The sequence below is a fragment of the uncultured Polaribacter sp. genome (assembly GCF_947501385.1).
GTDB lineage: Bacteria > Bacteroidota > Bacteroidia > Flavobacteriales > Flavobacteriaceae > Polaribacter.
Genome location: NZ_CANMVP010000009.1, coordinates 103,232 through 123,454 on the forward strand (window position 1 = coordinate 103,232; position 20,223 = coordinate 123,454).

Below are 20,223 nucleotides of genomic sequence, written 5' to 3' on the forward strand. Positions count from 1 at the left end.
TCAACATTTACATACAGTTTGTCATTCTGAAAGAATCTTTAAAAGGTTTCAATTTGATAAAATGAGACGCTTCCAGCGTGACAAACTGAATGTTATTTATCTGTAGAAATTTTTTACTTTCGAAACTGAAAACTGCAACTGTTTACTTTTAATAGAAATGCTTTCAGAATGAAAACTTGAAATTTATACCTACAAGGTCAAAAAAAGACCTTGCAGGATAATTCTAATCTTCTGTTGTTTTTTTATTATCGTTACCTTTGTTTCAGAAATAAAAAATCAACATGAAATACCAACCTATAAATTCACAACTTTTTATTAAAAATCGTAAAAACTTTGCTTCACAAATGCAGGCAAATAGTTTGGCTGTTTTTAATTCAAATGATACATACCCCATAAGTGCAGATAGCACTATGCCTTTTGAGCAACATAGAGATATTTTCTATTTATCTGGCGTTGATCAAGAAGAAACGGTGTTGCTATTGTTTCCTGATTGTCCGAACGAAAATTTAAGAGAAGTTCTTTTTGTTACCGAAACAAACGATCATATTGCCGTTTGGGAAGGCGAAAAACTAACCAAAGAAGCGGCTTTTAAAACTTCGGGAATTAAAACGGTTTATTGGTTGCAAGATTTAGAAAAAGTATTGTTCGAAATGGCTTCTTATGCCGCTACTTTTTACATCAATACGAATGAACATTACAGAGCAAATGTAGCAACAGAAACTCGTGAAGATCGTTTTACAAAAGGGTTGTTGGCTAAATATCCTGCACATTCGGTAGCAAAAAGCAATCCTATTTTACAGCGTTTGCGTGCTGTAAAAGATCCAATTGAACTGGATTTGATGCAACATGCTTGTAATATCACCGAAAAAGGTTTCCGTAGAATTTTAAACTTTATAAAACCTGGCGTTTGGGAATATGAAATTGAAGCAGAATTGATTCATGAGTTTGTAAAAAATCGTTCTAAAGGTTTTGCCTACACGCCAATTATTGCTTCAGGAAATAATGCAAATGTATTGCATTATATAGAAAACAATCAGCAATGTAAAGATGGCGACTTAATCTTATTTGATATTGCTGCAGAATATGCAAATTACAAAAGCGATTTATCAAGAACCGTTCCTGTTTCTGGGAAATTTACTGAAAGACAAAAAGCGGTTTATAACGCTGTAAATCATGTAAAGAAAGAAGCGACAAAATTATTAGTTCCTGGAACTATTTGGAAAGAATATCATATAGAAGTTGGCCATATTATGACTTCTGAACTGCTAAAATTAGGTTTGTTAGACAAAGCGGATGTTCAAAATGAAGATAAAAACTGGCCTGCTTATAAAAAGTATTTCATGCACGGAACTTCACATCATATTGGTTTAGATACGCACGATTATGGTTTGTTACACGAACCAATGCAAGCGAATAATGTGTTTACTGTAGAACCTGGAATTTACCTCCCCAATGAAGGTTTTGGAATACGATTAGAAGATGATGTGGTGATTCAAGAAAAAGGAGCACCTTTTAATTTAATGGGAAACATTCCTATTGAAGCGGATGAAATTGAAGACTTGATGAACCAGTCATAGACTGGACTAAGTATTAAAAGTAAGATTTTCCAGCTCGCTTTTTTACCTGTTTAATCTTCCGGTAGTATTGCCTTCTAAAATTGTCATTACATCTTTTTCATTGGCGTAGTTTACATCTCCTAAATAGGTGTGTTTAATTGCGCACGCTGCAGACGCAAATTGAATGGCTTTAAAATCGTCAAAGTTTTGTAAACCGTGAATTAAACCTGCTGCAAAAGCATCTCCAGTTCCTATTCTATCTACAATATGTGTAATGTCTAAATCTTCCGTTTCTTTAAATTCTTTACCGTTCCACATCCTTGCTCTAATTTTATGCCAAGAAGAATTGATAGCGGTTCTAATTTTATCAAACACTTTTTCTATCGATGGAAATTTTTCCATCAGCTGTTGGCTTGCTTCTACAAAATCTTCATTAGCATACGAATAGTTTGTCTCTAAAAGCTCATTCATTTCATTAATTCCGCCAATAAAAATGGTTGAATATTGCATTAATTCTGATAAAATTTCTTTCGGATTTTCACCATATTTCCAAAGACCACTTCTATAAGTTGGGTCTGCAGAAACCGTCATTCCTTTTTCTCTTGCTAATTTTAAACCTGCTAATAAGGTTTGCTGACTTCCTTTATTTAATGCAGGTGTAATTCCTGTCCAATGAAACCATTTTCCGTTTTCTAAAGAAGTTTCCCAATTCACCATTGTAGGAATAATTTCTGAAAACGAAGAATGTGATCGATTGTAAGAAATAGCACTTGCTCTCATGACTGCGCCAACTTCTAAAAAATAAACTCCTAAAGGTCTTTCAGATCGAATAATTGCTGAAGTATCAATGTCAAACTTGTTTAAATAAGAAATCGCGGTATCGCCAATAAAATCATCAGAAACACAAGAAATATGTTTTACATTTCCGCCAAAATTGGCAATAGAAATGCCTACGTTTATTTCTGTTCCGCCAAAATAAAACTCTACAGAATTAGATTGTATAAACTTTCTGTTTCCTACAGGCGAAATACGCATTAAAACCTCTCCGAATGTAATAATTTGGCTCATTATATCAACATTTAAAAAGTAAATATAGCCTTAAAAAATTGATAAGCGCAATCTGATTGGACAAAAATAAACTTTGATTATCCTAAAGAAGAAATAAATTGTATGGTCTGATTGTTAAACATTTCTGGCTGTTCTACATTGACCACATGACCACAATTATCGACTACAAAAAGTGAAGAAGTTGTATGTTTTGAAACGATATTTTTTATGGACGGTAAAAACAGATGATCTTCTGAACCCATTACATACAACGTAGGAATTTTGATGTCTTTTGTTCTAAAGAAACGCAGAAGTGGATTAATTTCTGAGGTCAACTTAAACCATCGTATAAATTCTTTTTGATATAATTTTTTAGCTTCATTTATAAATAATAACCGCGATTTTTTATGATTTTTATTTGGCATTATTATAAATGCAAAAAGTTTATACAATAGCATATAAGGAACCACAGATTTAAAAAGGTTGCCCACTTTCATTAAAACTTGCGAGCGGAAATTCATCTTTATAATGGCACCACCCATAATCATACTTTGTACTAATTTAGGCTTTTTTTCGGCTAGATTTCTAATCAGAATTGTTCCTAAGGAAATACCTACAAAATGTGATTTTTTAATTTTTAAATGGTCAATTACCTCAACAATATCTGCAGTAATAGAATCGAACGTGTATTTAGAATTAAAGGTGTCTTTTAATTTCGGTTTGCTATTTCCATGACCTCGTAAATCTAAAATTAACACATTAAAATGCTTCTTAAAATCGCGTACTTGCTTATACCAAATAGAACTACTTCCTCCTGCTCCATGAACAAAAGTAACCCATTCTTTAGAAGTTGTATGTGGATATGAGTAGTAGTTTAGCAAAAAATATATAATTGAGAATGTAAAAATAGTGTTTTTAACTTTGACGTTTAGAAAATTCACTTTTTATCTTTATTTGAAAACCAACTCGATGAATGTTTATAAACAATTATGTTTTATGCTCTTTTTATTTTTTATGGAGTTTAAAAATTTAGGTATCTAAACTTCTTCCTACAAAAACACCATTGTCTTCCCGCACTTTTTTAGTAAGCTCTTCTCTCTTGATGATCTGGTTTTTAGGAGCGGAAATTGATATTTGATAAAATTAAATAAATTGTATCTTTGAATTGTGGAAAAAATAGGAGAAATAGAGATTCGAGTTGTCGGAAAATCTGGGAATCAAGAGCTGAAGCCAGATAACTATGATATCAAACACATTGCATCTATTTTGCAAAATGTTGATGATTTACTATACCCAAATAATAAAAAAGACAGACCATTAATTACTTATGATCTTAAAGAAGGTTCTGTAAAACATGTATTTAAAACAACAATTCAATCTGTTATTGGATTCAGCGCAATCTTAACTCAAATACAGATTAATGAGTCTATCGATTTTTTAGAGGTAAGAACGGCAAGAGCAATTGAAAATATTCAAAATTTGTCTCTCCAAAAAAATTATGAATTTCAAATAAAAACCTCTCTAAATGTTGATTATCAACTAATAATCAATCCCTCTACTAAATTTTTTAGAGCTGAAAATATTTGGGCGGATGCAGAATTTTACTTTTACGGTATTTTAAAAGATGCTGGAGGGAAAAATAAAATTAATATTCATTTAGACACCCAAGATTTTGGGTATCTTACGATAGAAACAGGTGAGAAGTTTCTAAAAGAAAAAGAAGAAAATCTACTTTTTAAAACGTTTGGTGTTAGAGCGAAAGGAAAACAAAACATTGAAACTGGAGAGATTGACACAAAATCTCTAATACTATTAGAGTTAATTGACTATCAGCCAAAATTTGATAAAGAATATTTAAACTCATTAATTAAAAAAGCTAAAAGGAGTTGGAGTACTATTAACGCAGATGAATGGTTGTGCAATTTAAGAAGTGGTTATGAAGCATAGTGTATTACTTGATACAAGTTTCTTTATCCGTCTACTAAATGATGACGATTCGCTTCATATAAATGCAGTTGGATACTATAGATATTTCTTGGAAAATGAAATAGTTTTAAAAGTTTCGACAATTACAGTTGCAGAATATTGTGTTCTTGGAAAAATTGAAGATTTACCTTTGAAAAATATTCAAATTTTACCTTTTAACTTAAAAGAAGCAGAAAAAACTGGAGAATTTGCAAAAATTCTTTTTAGAGAAAATAAAATTAGTGCTGAGTCATTATCACCGAGAGCAATAATACCGAATGACTCAAAACTATTTGCACAAGCAGATTCTGATAAAAACATTACTTATTTTATAACTTCTGACATACGTTCAAAAAAGACATTAGCTTTATTAAAAAAAGAAACGAGTCCAAAGTTTGAAATAATTAGCATTGATATTCCTTATACTGAAACTTTTGGAATTTTAGATTTGTAATAATCTATTTTCTCTTCGCCAAATTCAACCCAATAAACACCAAAAAAGCAGGAAGTACCCAACCCAAACTAGAATTTGCCAACGGAATCAAATTCTTAATTCCCACTAAATTTTCTCTCGGAATTATAAACCCTAAAAAATCTGGAATACTAAAAATAAAAGTCACTAAAACAACTGCTCTAAAAACGAGTTTTGAAGCATACTTATCTGGAACAATATTTAGTAAAATCAACACAATGGTTATTGGGTATAAAAACATCAATGCAGGCACTGCCAAGGTGATGATAAAATCTACCTGGTAACTTCCTACAATAATTCCGATAATAGAAGCAACTGCAGCCGTAATGATATAGGCAGTTTTAGAATCTTTACAAATGCCTTTGATGTAATCTGCTGTTCCTGTTACAATACCAACTGCTGTTGTAAAACAAGCCAAAGCCACTAAAACACTTAAAAATGTGGTTCCAAAATTCCCCAAAGTCTGTGTACTTAATCCTGATAAAACTTCAATTCTTGAAGCATCTGCTGCAAATGTTGCACTGAATAAAGAACCACTTAAAATTAAACCTCCATAGATAAGTAACAAACCAGCTCCAGCTATCAAACCTGCTTTTCTAATAAGTTTTCTTTTGGCATCAAAAGTGGTATGGCTACTATAATTTAATGAAATAATAATTACGGCACCTACAACTACACCGCCAATAGCGTCAAAAGTTTGGTAGCCTTCTAAAATTCCGTCTATAAAAGGGGTTGTAAAGGTTGACGGATTCATCGTTCCCGAAGAATTAAAAACCGCAATTCCGATGATGATTAATAAAATCATCACAATAATTGGTGTTAAAAACTTACCAATTAAACCAATCACTTTAGAACGATTGATGGCAAAAATAAAGACCAATACAAAATAGATAACACTTGTTAAAAGTGGGGTAGTTTCAAAAAAAGGTTGCACGGTCATTTCGTGCGTTACCGCTGCTGTTCTTGGTGATGGAATTGCAATGGCAATACTATAAATAAGAAAACAATACACCGTGCTAAAGATTGGTGAAACTTTCTTACCAAAATCATACAAGGCTCCCTGTAATTTTGCATGTGCAAAAATTGCCAAAATTGGTATGGTAACTGCGGTTAACACAAAACCCAAAACTACAATCCACCAATCGAAACCTGCTTTTACTCCTAACGTTGGAGGTAAAATTAAATTTCCAGCTCCAAAAAAGAGTGAAAAGAGTGCAAAACCAGCAATCCAGATTTCTTTTGTTTTGTTCATTTTAATGCTTGTATTGGTGGTCGAAATATACATATTTTTGCGTGATGCAAAAATCAATAACTTTTAAAAATGCAAATATTACTTTTTCTGATGTGGGAAAAGGAACTGCTGTTGTTTTAATTCACGGTTTTTTAGAGAATTCCTCCATGTGGAACGATGTTTCATTTGAGTTAGAAAAGAAAAATAGAGTGATTACCATTGATTTGCTAGGTCATGGAAAATCAGATTGTTTGGGTTATGTGCATACTATGGAACTATTTGCAGAAACTGTTGAAGCTGTTTTAAAACATTTAAGAATCAGAAAATGTATTTTGATTGGGCATTCTTTGGGCGGTTATGTTGCATTGGCCTTTGCAGAAAAAAATCCGCAGAAAATAAAAGGAATGTGTTTACTAAATTCTACTTCCAATGAAGATGATGAAGAACGAAAAAAATTAAGAACGCGTGCTAACAAAATGATACAAAATAATTTTACAGCTATGGTAAGAATGTCTTTTACCAATTTGTTTGATAAAGAAAGCAGTATAATTTTTAAAAACGAGATGAAATCGGCCTTAGAAGAAGCTTTAAAAACTCCTATTCAAGGATATATTGCAGGGCAAGAAGGCATGAGAATTCGTACGAATAGGAATTATGTTTTAACTGAAAATAATTTTAAAAAGTTACTTATAATTGGTGAGAAAGATCCTGTTTTAGATTTTAAAACTTCATTAGAGGAAGCTAAAAAAACGAATTCTAAAGTTGTTGTTTTTCCGAATGGACACATGAGCCATATTGAAAATAAAGAGCAACTAATTTCTACTGTAAAAAATTTTGTAAAATGTTGCTAAACTTAATTTATAAAAATAAACTAACTTCGTTTAACCTTTGTAAGTAACAACTTTATCCCAAAATTCTAAATATGATAAGAATTAGATTACTAATCTCGTTTATTTTTATTTCAAATGTATTACTAGCTCAAAATGAAACTGATATTATACAATTTGACAAAACACTAAATCAATTTTATAACGTACGAGATTTTTGTATTTCTAAAGATGGAGATGAAGCTTTTTTCACTTTACAAAGTCCTGATCAAAAAATTTCACAACTTGCGTATATTACAAAAGAAAATAATGAATGGTCAAAGCCAGAATTACTGCCTTTTTGTGATTCACACATGTATTTAGAGCCTTTTTTATCATTTAATGAAAATAGATTATTCTTTGTTTCCGATAGACCAATAAGAAATGCTACCGATACTAAAAAGAACTTTGATATTTGGTTTGTAGACAGAAAAAACAAAAACGATGAATGGTCAGAACCTAAGAATATAGGAAAACCCGTTAATTCTGAATTAGACGAATTTTATCCTTCTGTTAGTAAAAACAACAATATTTATTTTACAATGATTTCTTCGAATGGTTTAGGAAAAGATGATCTTTATTTTTGCAAATGGGAGAATGACAAATATTCAAACCCTGTTTTATTAAGTGAAAATATAAATAGTGCTGGTTATGAATTTAATGCTTTTATATCAGAGAAAGAAGATTTTATACTATTTTCAAGATATAATGAAAAGGATGGTCAAGGAAGCGGTGATTTATATATTTCTAAAAAAGATACAAATGGAAATTGGACAAAGGCAACAAACTTAGGAGCGCCGATTAACACAAAGTATATGGAATATTGCCCTTTTTATGATGAGAAAAACCAAGTATTGTATTTTACAAGCAAAAGGAATAATAGTACACCAAGGAAATTTAATGACATTTCTGATTTTAAAAAATATCTCTCTGAAAGTAACAACGGCTTGAGTAAAATCTATAAGACACCATTAAAAATTGAATAGAAATTGTTTCCGTCGCTATATAAAACTAATAGTGAGTAAGAAACTATATTCTTGAATTTTCCAATTGTCTTATATTTGAAAAATTATATGCTCAGCCAAGTTTTAATGTTTCTATGATATCAAAAACTGTCATTGCAAAACCTATTTTTTAAAACTATATTTGATATCAACTTAAAATAATGGAAGGAGTTAGTGCGATTACATTTATATCTATTGTTTATTTTTTTATAAGTATTCTACTTGCCTTTTTTCTTTTTTCTGTAAAGTCTAAAAATAAGCTAAGTAATAGGCTTTTTGCTTTTTTTTTAATTCTAAGTGCAATTAATGCTTCAGCTTATTTTCATAATTTATTTCTTACTCGTTTAAGCAATATTATAATTGCTAAAAGTTCTCTTGAATACTTACAAATGCCCGTTTTATATTTATATGTATTATCGGTTTGTTATTCAGATTTTAAATTAAAATCAAAGCATTTATTACATATAATTCCGTTTATTGTTATCAACATTGTTTTATACCCTAGATTTTATAGTTTAAGTGTATCAGAAATATTAAAAATATGGGAAGATTTTAATAGTATTTGGGAATTGAGATATCTTCATATATCCATACATCTCCAATTTATTGTTTACATTATTTTAATTTTCATCATATTAAAAAAGTATAAGAAAATATATCTTCAAAACTTTTCCAACACAGCATCTAAAACTTACAAATGGTTATTTGAATTTGCTTTGGCTTTTACATTTATTCGAAGTATTGTTGTTTTACAAAGCATTCTAAAATATGTGAACGGCACAAATTATTTACCTAAAATGCAATTAATTCTTAACATTGCTGGATTGATAATAATTTGCTGGTACGTGCTAAAAGCCCTAAAACATCCAGAACTTTTTAATCCTGTAAATTCTAAAGTGGAAGTAATTTCTGAAAAAAAGGATAAAGGAACAACACAAAACTCAAAAGAAGTTAGACAGTTAACATTTTACATGGAAACTGAAAAACCTTTTTTAAACGCCTCTTTGTCTATCAGGAATTTAGCAGAAGAAATTCAAATGAATTCGAGAGAGTTGTCTGTTCTTATCAATCAAAATTTGAATCAGCATTTTTTCGATTTTGTAAATGAATATAGAGTGAAGGAAGCTATGGAAATCTTAAAAAATTCCTCTAAAAATCAGTTTACCGTTTTAGAAATTTTATATAAAGTGGGTTTTAATTCTAAATCTTCTTTTAATACCGCATTTAAAAAACAGACAGGAAAAACACCAACAGAATTTAGAAAAACAGCGTAATAGAAAGTAAATGAGAGCAATCGATTTATCAACAATTATTGGCATTATTGCAACATTTATTTCGTTACTTTTAGCAGTATTTATTTTCTCTGTTGCATCAAAAAATAAAATAAGCAATAAACTGTTTTCAACTTATTTAATATTAAATGCTATTGAGTTTAGTGGTTTTTTCTCTAATCTTATATTTGATACACCCTCAAACTTATTAATAGCAAAAATGCAATTATCTTATTTGCAAATGCCTGTGTTTTATTTGTATATTTTATCTGTTTGCTATTCAGATTTTAAGTTAAAATGGTCTCATTTATGGCATATATTACCATTTATTATTGCAAATTTAGTAATGATTCCAAGGTTTTATTTGGCTTCTACAGATCAAAAAATAGCATTATTTAAAAAATTTAATTCACTTTACGAAATAGTATTTAACCACTTTGCATTGCACTTACAGTCTACACTCTATTTAGTTGCTGGTTTTATAGTCTTAAAAAAAGCTAAAAAAATATTTTTAGAAAATTACTCCAGCAACACGATAGAAACCTATAAATGGTTGTTTCAATTACTACTTTTTACATCAATACTTTATGTTGTTGCCATTGTAAAAAATGTTTTAAAATATTTTGGGCAACAAGAGAATTTTGAAATCGCCATGAATATTTTAATTATCTATGTTTTAGGTGTGGTTTGTTGGTATGTTTTAAAAGCTTTAAGGTATCCAAATCTTTTTAATGGAGTAAATTCTAAAACAAGATTAACGCAAGATTTAGTTGAAAAATATCAAAATACCCATAATAGTGCATTTGAAAAAGAAGTAGTACAATTAACTTCTTATATGACATCTAAAAAGCCCTATTTAGACGCCTCTTTATCTATCCGAAATTTAGCCGAACAGATTCAGATGAATTCTAGAGATCTTTCTGTATTAATCAATCAACATTTAAATCAGCATTTTTTTGATTTTGTAAACCAATATAGAATCAAAGAAGCCATGAAAATCTTAAAAAATCCCTCTAAAAAAGAATTTACCGTTTTAGAAATTTTATACGAAGTTGGGTTTAATTCTAAATCTTCCTTTAATACTGCTTTTAAAAAACATACCGGTTATACACCAACTCAATTTAGAAAAACAGCTTAAAAAATGAAAATTTTCAGAAAAATTAGATGGAGTTCAATTACTAAAAACAGTTTTAGCAAATACTTTTTTTATGCAGTTGGTGAAATTTTATTAGTGGTGTTGGGTATTTTAATTGCGCTGTATATTAACAATAAAAAAGACACTTCAGATCGTAAGGAAAAACAAAGAAACCACCTCATATTAGTTCAAGAAGAATTAGAGAATAACTTCCTAATATTAGAAAAAGAAGAAAAAACACTTGCGAATATAATTGTGAATATTAGAGATTTAATAAACCTTGCTAATTCAGAAAAATCTAAGGATACCATAAAAGAAATAAATCTTTCGAAGCTTTTATTTTTACCAATTACAAGAGCTATAGAAGTTGATTATGAAAATGCAGCATTCCATGAGTTTATTGCTTCAAATGGCTTAAAAGATATTAAAAATGATAGTTTAAGAAGTTTCTTGAGATCTTTAGATAGGAAATTACAAACCTTTAAACTTCAAGAAAATGTTGTGCATGAATCGTTAGATAAATCAAACTATTTTATAGAAATTAATGGATCTCTAAAAACTATTTTCGATAATCTCAATTTCTCTGAAAACTATTTTGAAGTTAAGAATTCACCTAACACAATTAGCAATAAAAGTATATTAGACTCAAAACAGTTTGAAAACATACTAATACAATATCTTGGTGTAGCAACACAGCTTTATAAAACAGAGTACCCAACTTTTAAAGAGAGTATTAGTGTATTAATACGCATAATAAAAGAAGATGTAAACAACTAATTAGCAATTCGGTAAAGTTTAAGTTTAAATATATTGTAGAACTTTTAGATTTTATTTTAATACTGCATTAAAAAGCAAACAAATTTAACACCTATCAATCTAATAAAAATTTCTTAAAATCAATTAGTTAACACAAAGTCGAACGTTTATAAAATATAGTCGAACTCATTTCTAGTAAAGAAAAGAGTTCGACTTTGTGTTTTCGGTCGCACAAAATGGTTTGCTGTTGCACATTTGTGGTATCAATAATATTAAACCATGTATCATGAAAACTAAAAACACAATTTCAAGTATTCTTTTTTTATTATTTCTATCTAACGTTACTTTTAGTCAAGAAGAATTTTTAAAAATAGATTCTCTAATTATGGCAACATATAATAAAGACAAAGACATTTCTATAAGTGTTGGAGTTTATAAAAACGGGACTGAATTTTATACTTCCTACGGAAACTTAAGCAGAGAAAATTCTGCGAAAGTTAATGAACATTCACTTTTTGAAATTGCTTCCATCACTAAAATTCTAACCTCTAATTTGATAGCGCAAGCTGTTATAGAAAACGAAATAAAGCTAGATGATTTTATTGACAATTATTTACCAAAGCAATATCAACTTCATAAAAACATTCAACATAAAATAAAAATTTCTGACTTGGCTTCGCATCAGTCTGGATTGCCCGATATCGATTTTAGAACATTAATTACTGCAAATCCACAACAACCTACAAGTACTGTAAATAAAGAACTATTAACCGATTTAATAAACAATGAGGATGCACTTCTTGATTATGGAAACTATAGATACTCCACTATTGGTTATGTACTGCTCGGACAAATTTTAGAGACTATTTACAACAAAACATATGCAGAAATCATCACAGAAAAAATAATTTTTCCACTAAAAATGGATAGAACATTTACTACTAATTTCTCTACTGAAAACAAAATGACTGGCTACAACCCTGATGGAGGAGCTCAAGAGTTTTTTAATTGGAATATTGTGGCTTCGGCAGGATTGGTAAAGTCTTCTGCTGCAGATATGATTAGCTATATAAAAGCTGTTTTAGATAGCAATAATAATATTGGTACTGCTGCAGAATTAACCGAAACTATTTTCTACAATAAAGACAGCAGACAACTAGGTTTAGGAATTAATGTTTTAAACGAAGAAGAAAGTACAGTTTATGCCAAAACAGGAGACACTATGGGCCAGTCATCTATTGTTGGATACGATAGAGAAAATAATTGGGGAGTTGTCATCTTCATAAATCAAAGAAATCACAAATTAAGACAAAGCTTGTTTAACGAAATATACGAAATCATTAAAAAATAAAAATTATGAAAAACCCATTTATAAAATCAACCATTTTATTTGTTCTTTTGCTTTTTTCAAGAATAGGATTCACGCAAACAATTTCGGGAAAAGTAACTGATAAAAACGATATCATTCCGTTTGCAAATATTACGATTACAAACAATCTAAATAAAATAATTGCAGGCACAACTTCTGACGACGCAGGTCTTTTTGAGCTAAAAGTTACGGAAGGAATTTATACCATTGAAATTAGTTATTTGGGCTATAAAAGCTGGAAAAAAGAAATGAATGTTTCTGAAAACATCAATTTAAACCCCATCATTTTAGAAGAAGATTCACAATCTCTAGAGGAAGTTGTAATTAAAACTGAAAAAAGAGTTTTAGAAAGAAAAGTAGACAGACTTGTTTTTAACGTAGAAAAAAGTGTTGCTGCAACTGGTGGAAATGGGTTAGATGTTTTACGCATTACGCCTGGTGTACAATTACAAAATAATACTTTATCTATTTTAGGAAAAGGTGAAAGTCAAGTAATGATTAACGGTAGATTGTCTCCTTTAGCTGCTGATGAATTGATTGCTTTTTTAAGTGGTTTTTCTGCAAATGACATTGTAAAAATTGAAGTAATAACAAATCCGCCAGCAAAATACGATGCAGCTGGTAATGGAGGTTTAATTAACATTGTTCTGAAAAAAGGTATGCAAAATTCTTGGAAAAATGCAACTACGCTTTCTTACAACCAAAACAAGTATAGTTTTACCACATTAACCAATAATTTTTTTTATAATAAAAATAAAATCTCATTTTCTGGAAGTTTAAATACAACCAAAGGCGGTGAAGGAAATGTATCAGGTTTACAAATAAATTACCCTAACAATTTTTGGGATATTGGTATTGAGGGCAGAATACAAAAAGATCAATTTTCTGGTCGTTTTTTAGTTGATTATGCTATTTCTGATAAAACTACTTTTGGGGTGCAATATTTAGGAAATACAACACAGCCAGATATAGATTCAGAAACAATATTTACTATTTTTGATACTAATGACAATTTAGAAAGGTCATTACTTACAACAGGTGATAATGAAAATGATAATAAAAATCATTCTGTAAATGTTCATTTACTTACACAATTAGATTCTTTAGGCAGAAACATTTCTTTTGATGCAGATTTTTTTACATTTACTTCTGATAGAACTATCGATTTTTTTACTAAAGCGTTTAATAATTCTGGAATTTCGCAAGGTGTAAATTCATCTGCTTTAAACAAGGCAAACCAAGAAATTGAAAACTTTAGTGCAAAAATTGATTTGGAATATCCGTTAAAAAAAGTAAACCTTTCTTATGGAGTAAAAGCGAGTTTTACAAATACAAATAGCAATGTATTATTTTTTAATACACTTTCTGGAACTCCTGTTTTAGATGAAAATCAATCTAATGATTTTAAATATGAAGAACATGTTTTAGCTGCCTATTTTTCTGGGAATACCAATTTAACAGATAAGCTAGAAATGCAATTTGGTTTGCGTTTTGAAGATACTAAAACAACAGGTTTTAATGTAGATTTGAATCAAGAAAACATCAACAATTACAATAAATTTTTTCCAAGTTTGTATTTTTCTTATGCAAAAAATGACAATAATAATTTTAATTTTTCTTACGGAAAAAGAATCAATAGACCCAATTTTAGAAACCTAAATCCTTTCCGTTTTTACATCAATGATAACAGTTATAGTGAAGGTAATCCGTTTTTACAACCTTCTTTTGCAGATAGTTTTAAGATTTCTCATTTATATAAAAATAATATCAGTTCTAGTTTGTCTTTAGATATCATAACGAATGGTTTTGGCGTATTTTTCAATACAGATGTAGTGAACCAAAATCAAATTGTAACTCAAGAAAATTATTTTGAAAAATATATTTATAGATGGGAAGAGAGTTTTTCTTATAATAAGATTTCTTGGTTTAAAAGTCAGAATAGTATTAATTTGATAGCCTATGTTACTGAATTAACTAAAAATAACAATGCAGAAGTTAACGACGGAATCCAGTTTTACGCAGAATCTAACAATACATTTATCTTAAATAAAAGCACAAAATTACAAGCCAATGCTTGGTACAGTTCTTTTCATAACGATGGTTTATTTAGTGTTGGAGAAATGTTTCATTTCTCCTTTGGCTTACAACACGATTTTAAAAATAACATAAAACTTTCTATGCTTTTTAGCGATGTTTTAAACATTGGTAGTTTAAATAATTATGATTCTACAGTAAATAATATAAACCAAAGCTACAGTGAAAACCAAAGTTCAAGAAACTTTAGAATTTCACTTTCTTACGACTTTGGAAACAAAAAAGTAAACGTAAAAAATAGAGATTTTGGAAATGATGAGGAACAAAGAAGGAGTAATTAGAAATTCTTTAACTCTTGAGTTAATTTTTTATTATTTGCTTCTCAAAGTATTCTGTTTTTGTTTCTAAACAATAAATTTTTTAAAGTTAAAAAAAATTATTAAATTAGCTAGGAAACCAGATACATTAAAATGTAGTCAACGACTATAAAATTTTTATCAAAACATCTTTAATTATGACAAAAAAATCCAATCATGTGGTTCCATCAAAAGAAAGAGGCGGATGGGCTGTGAAGAAGTCTGGATCAACGAGAGCTTCAAAATCATTTGGTAGAAAAGAGGATGCAGTAAAGTTTGCGAGAGAATTAAGTAGAAGGGAAAGAACAGAATTATACATTCATAAAAAAGATGGCAGAATTCAAGACAGAAACTCTTATGGTAAAGATCCATTTCCACCAAAAGGATAATTAACATAAATAATGTCAAAACACAAAAATTACGAGAGAAATGTATTTATAAATTGTCCTTTTGACGATAAATATTTTGACCTACTACAAACTTTAATTTTTACAATTTGTTATTACAATTTTACTCCTAGAATAAGTTTAGAAAATTCTGATTCTGGACAGTCAAGACTAGAAAAAATTATTACGTTAATTAAAGAATCAAAATATTCTGTTCATGATTTGTCTAGGCTTCAATCTAAATCATCAGAAGAATATTACCGCTTAAATATGCCTTTTGAACTTGGAATTGATTATGGATTGAGGAGATTTAATTCAGATTATTCTGACAAAAAATCCTTAATTCTAGAAAAAGAAAAATTCGACTATATGAAAGCCATATCAGATATTAATGGTTTTGATATTAAAAATCATTTAGATATACCAGTAAAATTGGTTGAATGTGTGAGAGCATGGTTTTCAGAAACGGTTAAACTTACAAATTTGAATGGCTCAGATAAAGTTTACTCTGATTTTATTGATTTTAATACTGAATTATTCCAAGTTAAAATGGTAAAATATCAAGCAGAGCATAATACAACGCAGTCAGAAAGATTTGCTAAAAAAGAAATTGAAGAAATAACAATACCAGAATATATAATTGAAATTGAAGAATGGAAAAGCAGAAAACTAACAAAAAAATAAATAGTTTTTTTGATAAAACTCCAAAATTTATACTCTGATTTGGTTTCTTAATCTATTTTCTCAAATAATTTAATCCATAATCTAAAACTAAGTATAGAAAATTTAAGAAGTAATTAATTCGTTTCACTTTTTTTAAAATTCGAATTGATGTAACTTGCAGTCTTATCCAAAGAAAGGAATTATGCAGAACAATAAATTACTCAATTATATTAAAAATGTATTAGATCATATGCCAACAAATTGGTTGCATCTAACAACACATCGCCTTGATATTTATAATGAAGAATTGGCAAAAACGCAATTTTTAAATCAGTTTGAAAGCTTATTTGATACCAATAATTTTCAAAAACCGGTACTAAACCAATTACCCACTGCATATGATTATATTCGATTGGGTCATCCCTTATCTTGTATTTTAGAATGGAGTATTGCTAATTTGAATAGCTTAAAATCAAAAAATGTAATTAGTTTTTCTTCGGAAACTATTCCTCTTTTAGCTATTTTAAGAACAAATTTATTAGCCAATAAAAATACTCGAATTCTTTATACAGATCAATTACCAAAATCTTTTAATGCTGAAGTACTAAAAGCTATTTATGGTTATCAATTTGATTTACAAAAAGTTGAAGAGAAATCAGAAATTACTACTTTTGATGAAAGTACCATTTTCATTTCACAAGAAGATAAAATTTCAACGAGTAACCTCAACCCGAATATTGATTTTTCTATCAATATCTACGATAACCTTGGTAGTATCTTATTGATAAACGGCAAACAAAATGAAGCTTATATTTCAGCTATTCAGCATGTAAGAAGAAGAGAAACCATTGCGATGACGCCATCAGATGCGCTTACTGCTCTAAAAATTCTAACTAAGCAATCTTCATTTGAAAATCAAAAGAATACTATAGAGAACGATAAAACAAGTGTTTTAAATTCAATTAAAGAAATTACAGGTACCACTTTAAAACCGCTAGTTGGTTCTAGTGGATTGTCTGTTCAATATGCAATTATGATGGGATTGGTTCATCATGCACAAGAAAACCAACCCAAAAAGGCAATTAAATTTATAGTTCCTCCAAATTGTTATGGTGGTACAAATGACCAAGCAAGACGTGTTGCTGCTTGTTTAGATAATGTGGAAGTAGTTGACTTACCTGTAGATGGTAATCATGATATGGTACAAAGCATTCATACCGTTTTAGATAAAATTGCTAAAGAAGATGCTGTGCCTTATATCATTGCAGAAATTCCAACAAATCCTAGAGTTGAAGTTCCTGATTTACAAAAATTAAAGGAAGCGTTGAGTAAAGTAAGAAAAACTTCAAGTGGAAAAACTGCGATTGATCCTGTTTTTATTTTAGACCAAACATTTTGCCCCAATATTCACTTTTTAGGTGAAGGAGAAATACTTTCAACGGTAAGAACCATTTCGTATGCTAGTGGATCGAAATTTCCAAGTGGTGGAAAATGTACCGCTGGCTATGTGGTTGGAAACAGCAAAACAGCCACTTTAATGGAAAAAATAGCAATCCATTTAGAACTTTGCGATAATGAAGCTACAGGCCTTCAATATAAAATATTGGCAGAACAATTGCCTTCTATGAATCAGAGAATTAAAGAAGCATATAAAAATACACGCGAATTTGTAGCTTTTATTCAAGAGACGTTACCTGAAGCAAAAATCAATTTTGTTTCTGAAAACCTAGCCGAACAGGGGTTTACACCTTCTGTATTTTCATTAGACTTGCCAACTAAAGGAAATACTGCTGAAGAAAAAGAGTCTTATAAAAGAGAATTGAATCATAAATTAATCAATTTAATGATTACAGAGATTCCTAATGAAAGCAAGTATTGTGTGAGTTATGGACAGTTAAAAGGTTGTTATTGGACCATTCCTGCAACCTCTACACAAGGTACTACAAAAGAAGGCGACAAGGATTATATTGCTAGAGTTTCTGTTTCTCCTGATTTAGATTTGGAACATCATAAAAAGGTCTTTTTAGATTTTGTTGAAAGGATTTAGGGGTTTTTAAATAATGAAAATTCTATGATTTTTATAATTCTCGAAGGAATTAGCAAACTTGACTTTCTGAAAAAAAACCGCTAACTTCGTTTAACTTCTGATATAAAACATTAAAACGTTGCATATCATAATAGTTACAAACAATTAAAAACCGAAAATCACGAATGAAGAAAATTAATTTTATTATCACAATAGTTACACTATTAATATTAAGTTCTTGCTCCTCAAATGATGAAACTGAACCTGAAAATAATTTATCTATAATTGGAGAATGGAATTCAAAAAGTTTTATCGCAGATGAACCTCTATTTGATATGAACAAAGATGGAATAAACTCAACTGAATTTCTTGAAGAACTCCCTTGTAGATATTCTAAATTTGTTTTTAATACGGACAAAACTTTCTATCAAGAAAATAACTTTTGGGATTCTGACTCAAATGGAAATTATATTTGCTTAACTGGTTCGGATTTATCAACGACAAGTGGAACTTATGAAGTAAATTCAGGTTTTAGTATTTTGACTCTTAAAGTAGGAACAAATTCGGTCAATATTGAAATAGAATTTGATGGAAATACATTTTCTCATAGGTCAACTTCTGAATTTTTCAATTTAGATGCAAATGGAAATAATAAAGAAATTTACGGAGAAATATTTTACGAAAGGAATTAAAACTGTTTGTAAGCCGTATATAATTTATTGCTAGTTCTAGCCTACTTACGAAAATACTCGCGGATTTTCTATTCGGTTTGTATTTGCTAAATTAGGTGCTTAAAACACGCAACAAACCATATACAAAACAGTTAAACGAAATCATTCATAAAACAAAAAGCGCAAATTCAAAATTTGCACTTTTTTATCTTAATTTACTAAATCAATTACTCACTCTTCAACCCATTCCACCCTTGAGCCTTCAACTCAATTTCTTGCGCTGCTCTTGTAACCAAATTCAACCCTTGGTTTTCTGCGGTAATATGCCCAATAATAGAAAAATTAGGATTGTCTTTTATTTGATCAAAAGCTGCAATAGGCACTGTAAATAAAAGCTCATAATCTTCACCTCCACTTAAAGCAACCATGGTAGCATCTAGTTCAAACTCTTCACAAGTAGCAATAACTTGCGGATCTAAAGGCAATTTATCTTCGTAGACCTTACAACCCACTTTACTTTGCGTACAGATATGAAACAATTCAGATGAAAGTCCGTCAGAAATATCAATCATAGCCGTTGGTTTTACGTCCAGTTCTTTTAATATTCCCGCAATATCTTTACGAGCTTCAGGCTTTAATTGACGTTCAATTAAATACGTATAATTGTCTAAATCTGGTTGATTGTTAGGGTCTACTTTAAACACTTCTTTTTCTCTTTCTAAGACTTGCAAACCTAAATAGGCTGCGCCTAAATCGCCAGAAACGACTACTAAATCAGTTTCTTTTGCACCATCTCTATAAACAACCTCATCTTTTTCAACTTTACCAATGGCAGTTACAGAAATCAATATTCCTTTGGTAGAAGAAGTGGTATCGCCACCAACCAAATCTACAGAATAGGTTTCACAAGCCAATTGAATTCCTGCATACAATTCTTCAATTGCCTCTAAAGGAAAACGATTAGAAACAGCAATTGAAACGGTAATTTGCTCTGCAACACCATTCATGGCATACACATCAGATAAATTTACCATAACAGCCTTATACCCTAAATGCTTTAATGGCATATAGCTTAAATCGAAATGAACGCCTTCTATCAACAAATCTGTAGTCACCAACGTTTGTTTTTCGGAAGCATCTAAAACGGCAGCATCATCACCAACTCCTTTGATTGTAGATGCATTTTCGACCTTAAAATATTGAGTAATATGTTTTATCAAACCAAACTCGCCAAGTTCAGCTAAGGATGTTTTTTGTGTATTTTTATCTTCTAACATGCTGCAAAGATAGGTACAATCTTAAAAATTAAAGAGTTCCTTTGACAGAGAAGTAAAAATAATATCACTATTTTTGATTCTATCGTTCATATATACTAAATATTGAAAATTGCGTTCTAATAACAAAGCCAAATTAAT

At 29.7% G+C, this 20,223-nt stretch carries 18 protein-coding genes; 14 read left to right on the forward strand and 4 right to left on the reverse strand.

What is annotated here, in order from left to right; genetic code table 11:
* The first annotated feature begins 281 nt into the window (after positions 1–281).
* Positions 282–1,577 carry an aminopeptidase P family protein gene (locus Q0998_RS07720; protein ID WP_299668460.1) on the forward strand — a complete coding sequence of 432 codons (1,296 nt, stop codon included), beginning with the start codon at positions 282–284 and terminating at the stop codon, positions 1,575–1,577.
* Between the two features lie 42 nt (positions 1,578–1,619).
* Here the strand turns inward: Q0998_RS07720 and Q0998_RS07725 are convergent, their stop codons facing one another.
* Together Q0998_RS07725 and Q0998_RS07730 are read right to left on the reverse strand one after the other, a co-directional pair.
* Positions 1,620–2,624: a sugar kinase gene (locus Q0998_RS07725; RefSeq protein WP_299668462.1), complete on the reverse strand. Its 1,005-nt coding sequence runs from the start codon at positions 2,622–2,624 to the stop codon at positions 1,620–1,622.
* A 77-nt stretch (positions 2,625–2,701) separates the two neighbouring features.
* Entirely contained in the window at positions 2,702–3,484 is a 783-nt protein-coding gene (locus Q0998_RS07730; RefSeq protein ID WP_299668465.1) for an alpha/beta hydrolase, read from the reverse strand.
* A gap of 286 nt (positions 3,485–3,770) precedes the next feature.
* Between Q0998_RS07730 and Q0998_RS07735 the strand changes: the two genes are divergently transcribed.
* Both Q0998_RS07735 and Q0998_RS07740 read left to right on the forward strand, forming a co-directional pair.
* Positions 3,771–4,550 (forward strand): hypothetical protein, encoded by a 780-nt coding sequence (locus Q0998_RS07735; RefSeq protein WP_299668468.1) that lies wholly within the window; start codon positions 3,771–3,773, stop codon positions 4,548–4,550.
* A complete protein-coding gene (locus tag Q0998_RS07740; protein WP_299668470.1) occupies positions 4,540–5,022 on the forward strand; it encodes a hypothetical protein in 483 nt (160 codons plus the stop codon). Before Q0998_RS07735 ends, Q0998_RS07740 begins: the two co-directional genes overlap by 11 nt.
* Positions 5,023–5,026: 4 nt before the next feature.
* Here Q0998_RS07740 and brnQ read toward each other — a convergent pair whose 3' ends face one another.
* The gene (gene brnQ / locus Q0998_RS07745) at positions 5,027–6,292 is read right to left on the reverse strand and encodes a branched-chain amino acid transport system II carrier protein (RefSeq protein ID WP_299668472.1); all 1,266 of its coding nucleotides are present in this window, start codon (positions 6,290–6,292) and stop codon (positions 5,027–5,029) included.
* Positions 6,293–6,336: 44 nt separating this feature from the next.
* Between brnQ and Q0998_RS07750 the strand changes: the two genes are divergently transcribed.
* The 11 genes from Q0998_RS07750 (at position 6,337) to Q0998_RS07800 (ending at position 18,829) form a co-directional block, all read left to right on the forward strand.
* Positions 6,337–7,122: an alpha/beta hydrolase gene (locus Q0998_RS07750; protein ID WP_299668475.1), complete on the forward strand. Its 786-nt coding sequence runs from the start codon at positions 6,337–6,339 to the stop codon at positions 7,120–7,122.
* Between the two features lie 71 nt (positions 7,123–7,193).
* A complete protein-coding gene (locus tag Q0998_RS07755) occupies positions 7,194–8,123 on the forward strand; it encodes a hypothetical protein (protein ID WP_299668478.1) in 930 nt (309 codons plus the stop codon).
* A gap of 407 nt (positions 8,124–8,530) precedes the next feature.
* Complete coding sequence (locus tag Q0998_RS07760; RefSeq protein ID WP_299668481.1) at positions 8,531–9,415, forward strand: AraC family transcriptional regulator; 885 nt, start codon at positions 8,531–8,533, stop codon at positions 9,413–9,415.
* A gap of 10 nt (positions 9,416–9,425) precedes the next feature.
* Entirely contained in the window at positions 9,426–10,550 is a 1,125-nt protein-coding gene (locus Q0998_RS07765) for an AraC family transcriptional regulator (RefSeq protein WP_299668484.1), read from the forward strand.
* Positions 10,551–10,553: 3 nt separating this feature from the next.
* The gene (locus tag Q0998_RS07770; RefSeq protein WP_299668487.1) at positions 10,554–11,324 is read left to right on the forward strand and encodes a hypothetical protein; all 771 of its coding nucleotides are present in this window, start codon (positions 10,554–10,556) and stop codon (positions 11,322–11,324) included.
* A gap of 265 nt (positions 11,325–11,589) precedes the next feature.
* A complete protein-coding gene (locus Q0998_RS07775) occupies positions 11,590–12,654 on the forward strand; it encodes a serine hydrolase (RefSeq protein ID WP_299668490.1) in 1,065 nt (354 codons plus the stop codon).
* Between the two features lie 5 nt (positions 12,655–12,659).
* Positions 12,660–15,047, forward strand: a complete 2,388-nt coding sequence (locus tag Q0998_RS07780; protein WP_299668493.1) for a TonB-dependent receptor — start codon at positions 12,660–12,662, stop codon at positions 15,045–15,047.
* Positions 15,048–15,220: 173 nt separating this feature from the next.
* A complete protein-coding gene (locus Q0998_RS07785; RefSeq protein WP_299668496.1) occupies positions 15,221–15,451 on the forward strand; it encodes a DUF2188 domain-containing protein in 231 nt (76 codons plus the stop codon).
* 12 nt (positions 15,452–15,463) lie between these two features.
* Positions 15,464–16,132, forward strand: a complete 669-nt coding sequence (locus tag Q0998_RS07790; protein ID WP_299668498.1) for a hypothetical protein — start codon at positions 15,464–15,466, stop codon at positions 16,130–16,132.
* 181 nt (positions 16,133–16,313) lie between these two features.
* The gene (locus Q0998_RS07795; RefSeq protein WP_299668501.1) at positions 16,314–18,158 is read left to right on the forward strand and encodes a PLP-dependent transferase; all 1,845 of its coding nucleotides are present in this window, start codon (positions 16,314–16,316) and stop codon (positions 18,156–18,158) included.
* A 164-nt stretch (positions 18,159–18,322) separates the two neighbouring features.
* Positions 18,323–18,829, forward strand: a complete 507-nt coding sequence (locus Q0998_RS07800) for a lipoprotein (protein WP_299668504.1) — start codon at positions 18,323–18,325, stop codon at positions 18,827–18,829.
* A 206-nt stretch (positions 18,830–19,035) separates the two neighbouring features.
* Here Q0998_RS07800 and thiL read toward each other — a convergent pair whose 3' ends face one another.
* The gene (thiL, locus tag Q0998_RS07805) at positions 19,036–20,085 is read right to left on the reverse strand and encodes a thiamine-phosphate kinase (protein WP_299668506.1); all 1,050 of its coding nucleotides are present in this window, start codon (positions 20,083–20,085) and stop codon (positions 19,036–19,038) included.
* Positions 20,086–20,223 lie beyond the last annotated feature (138 nt).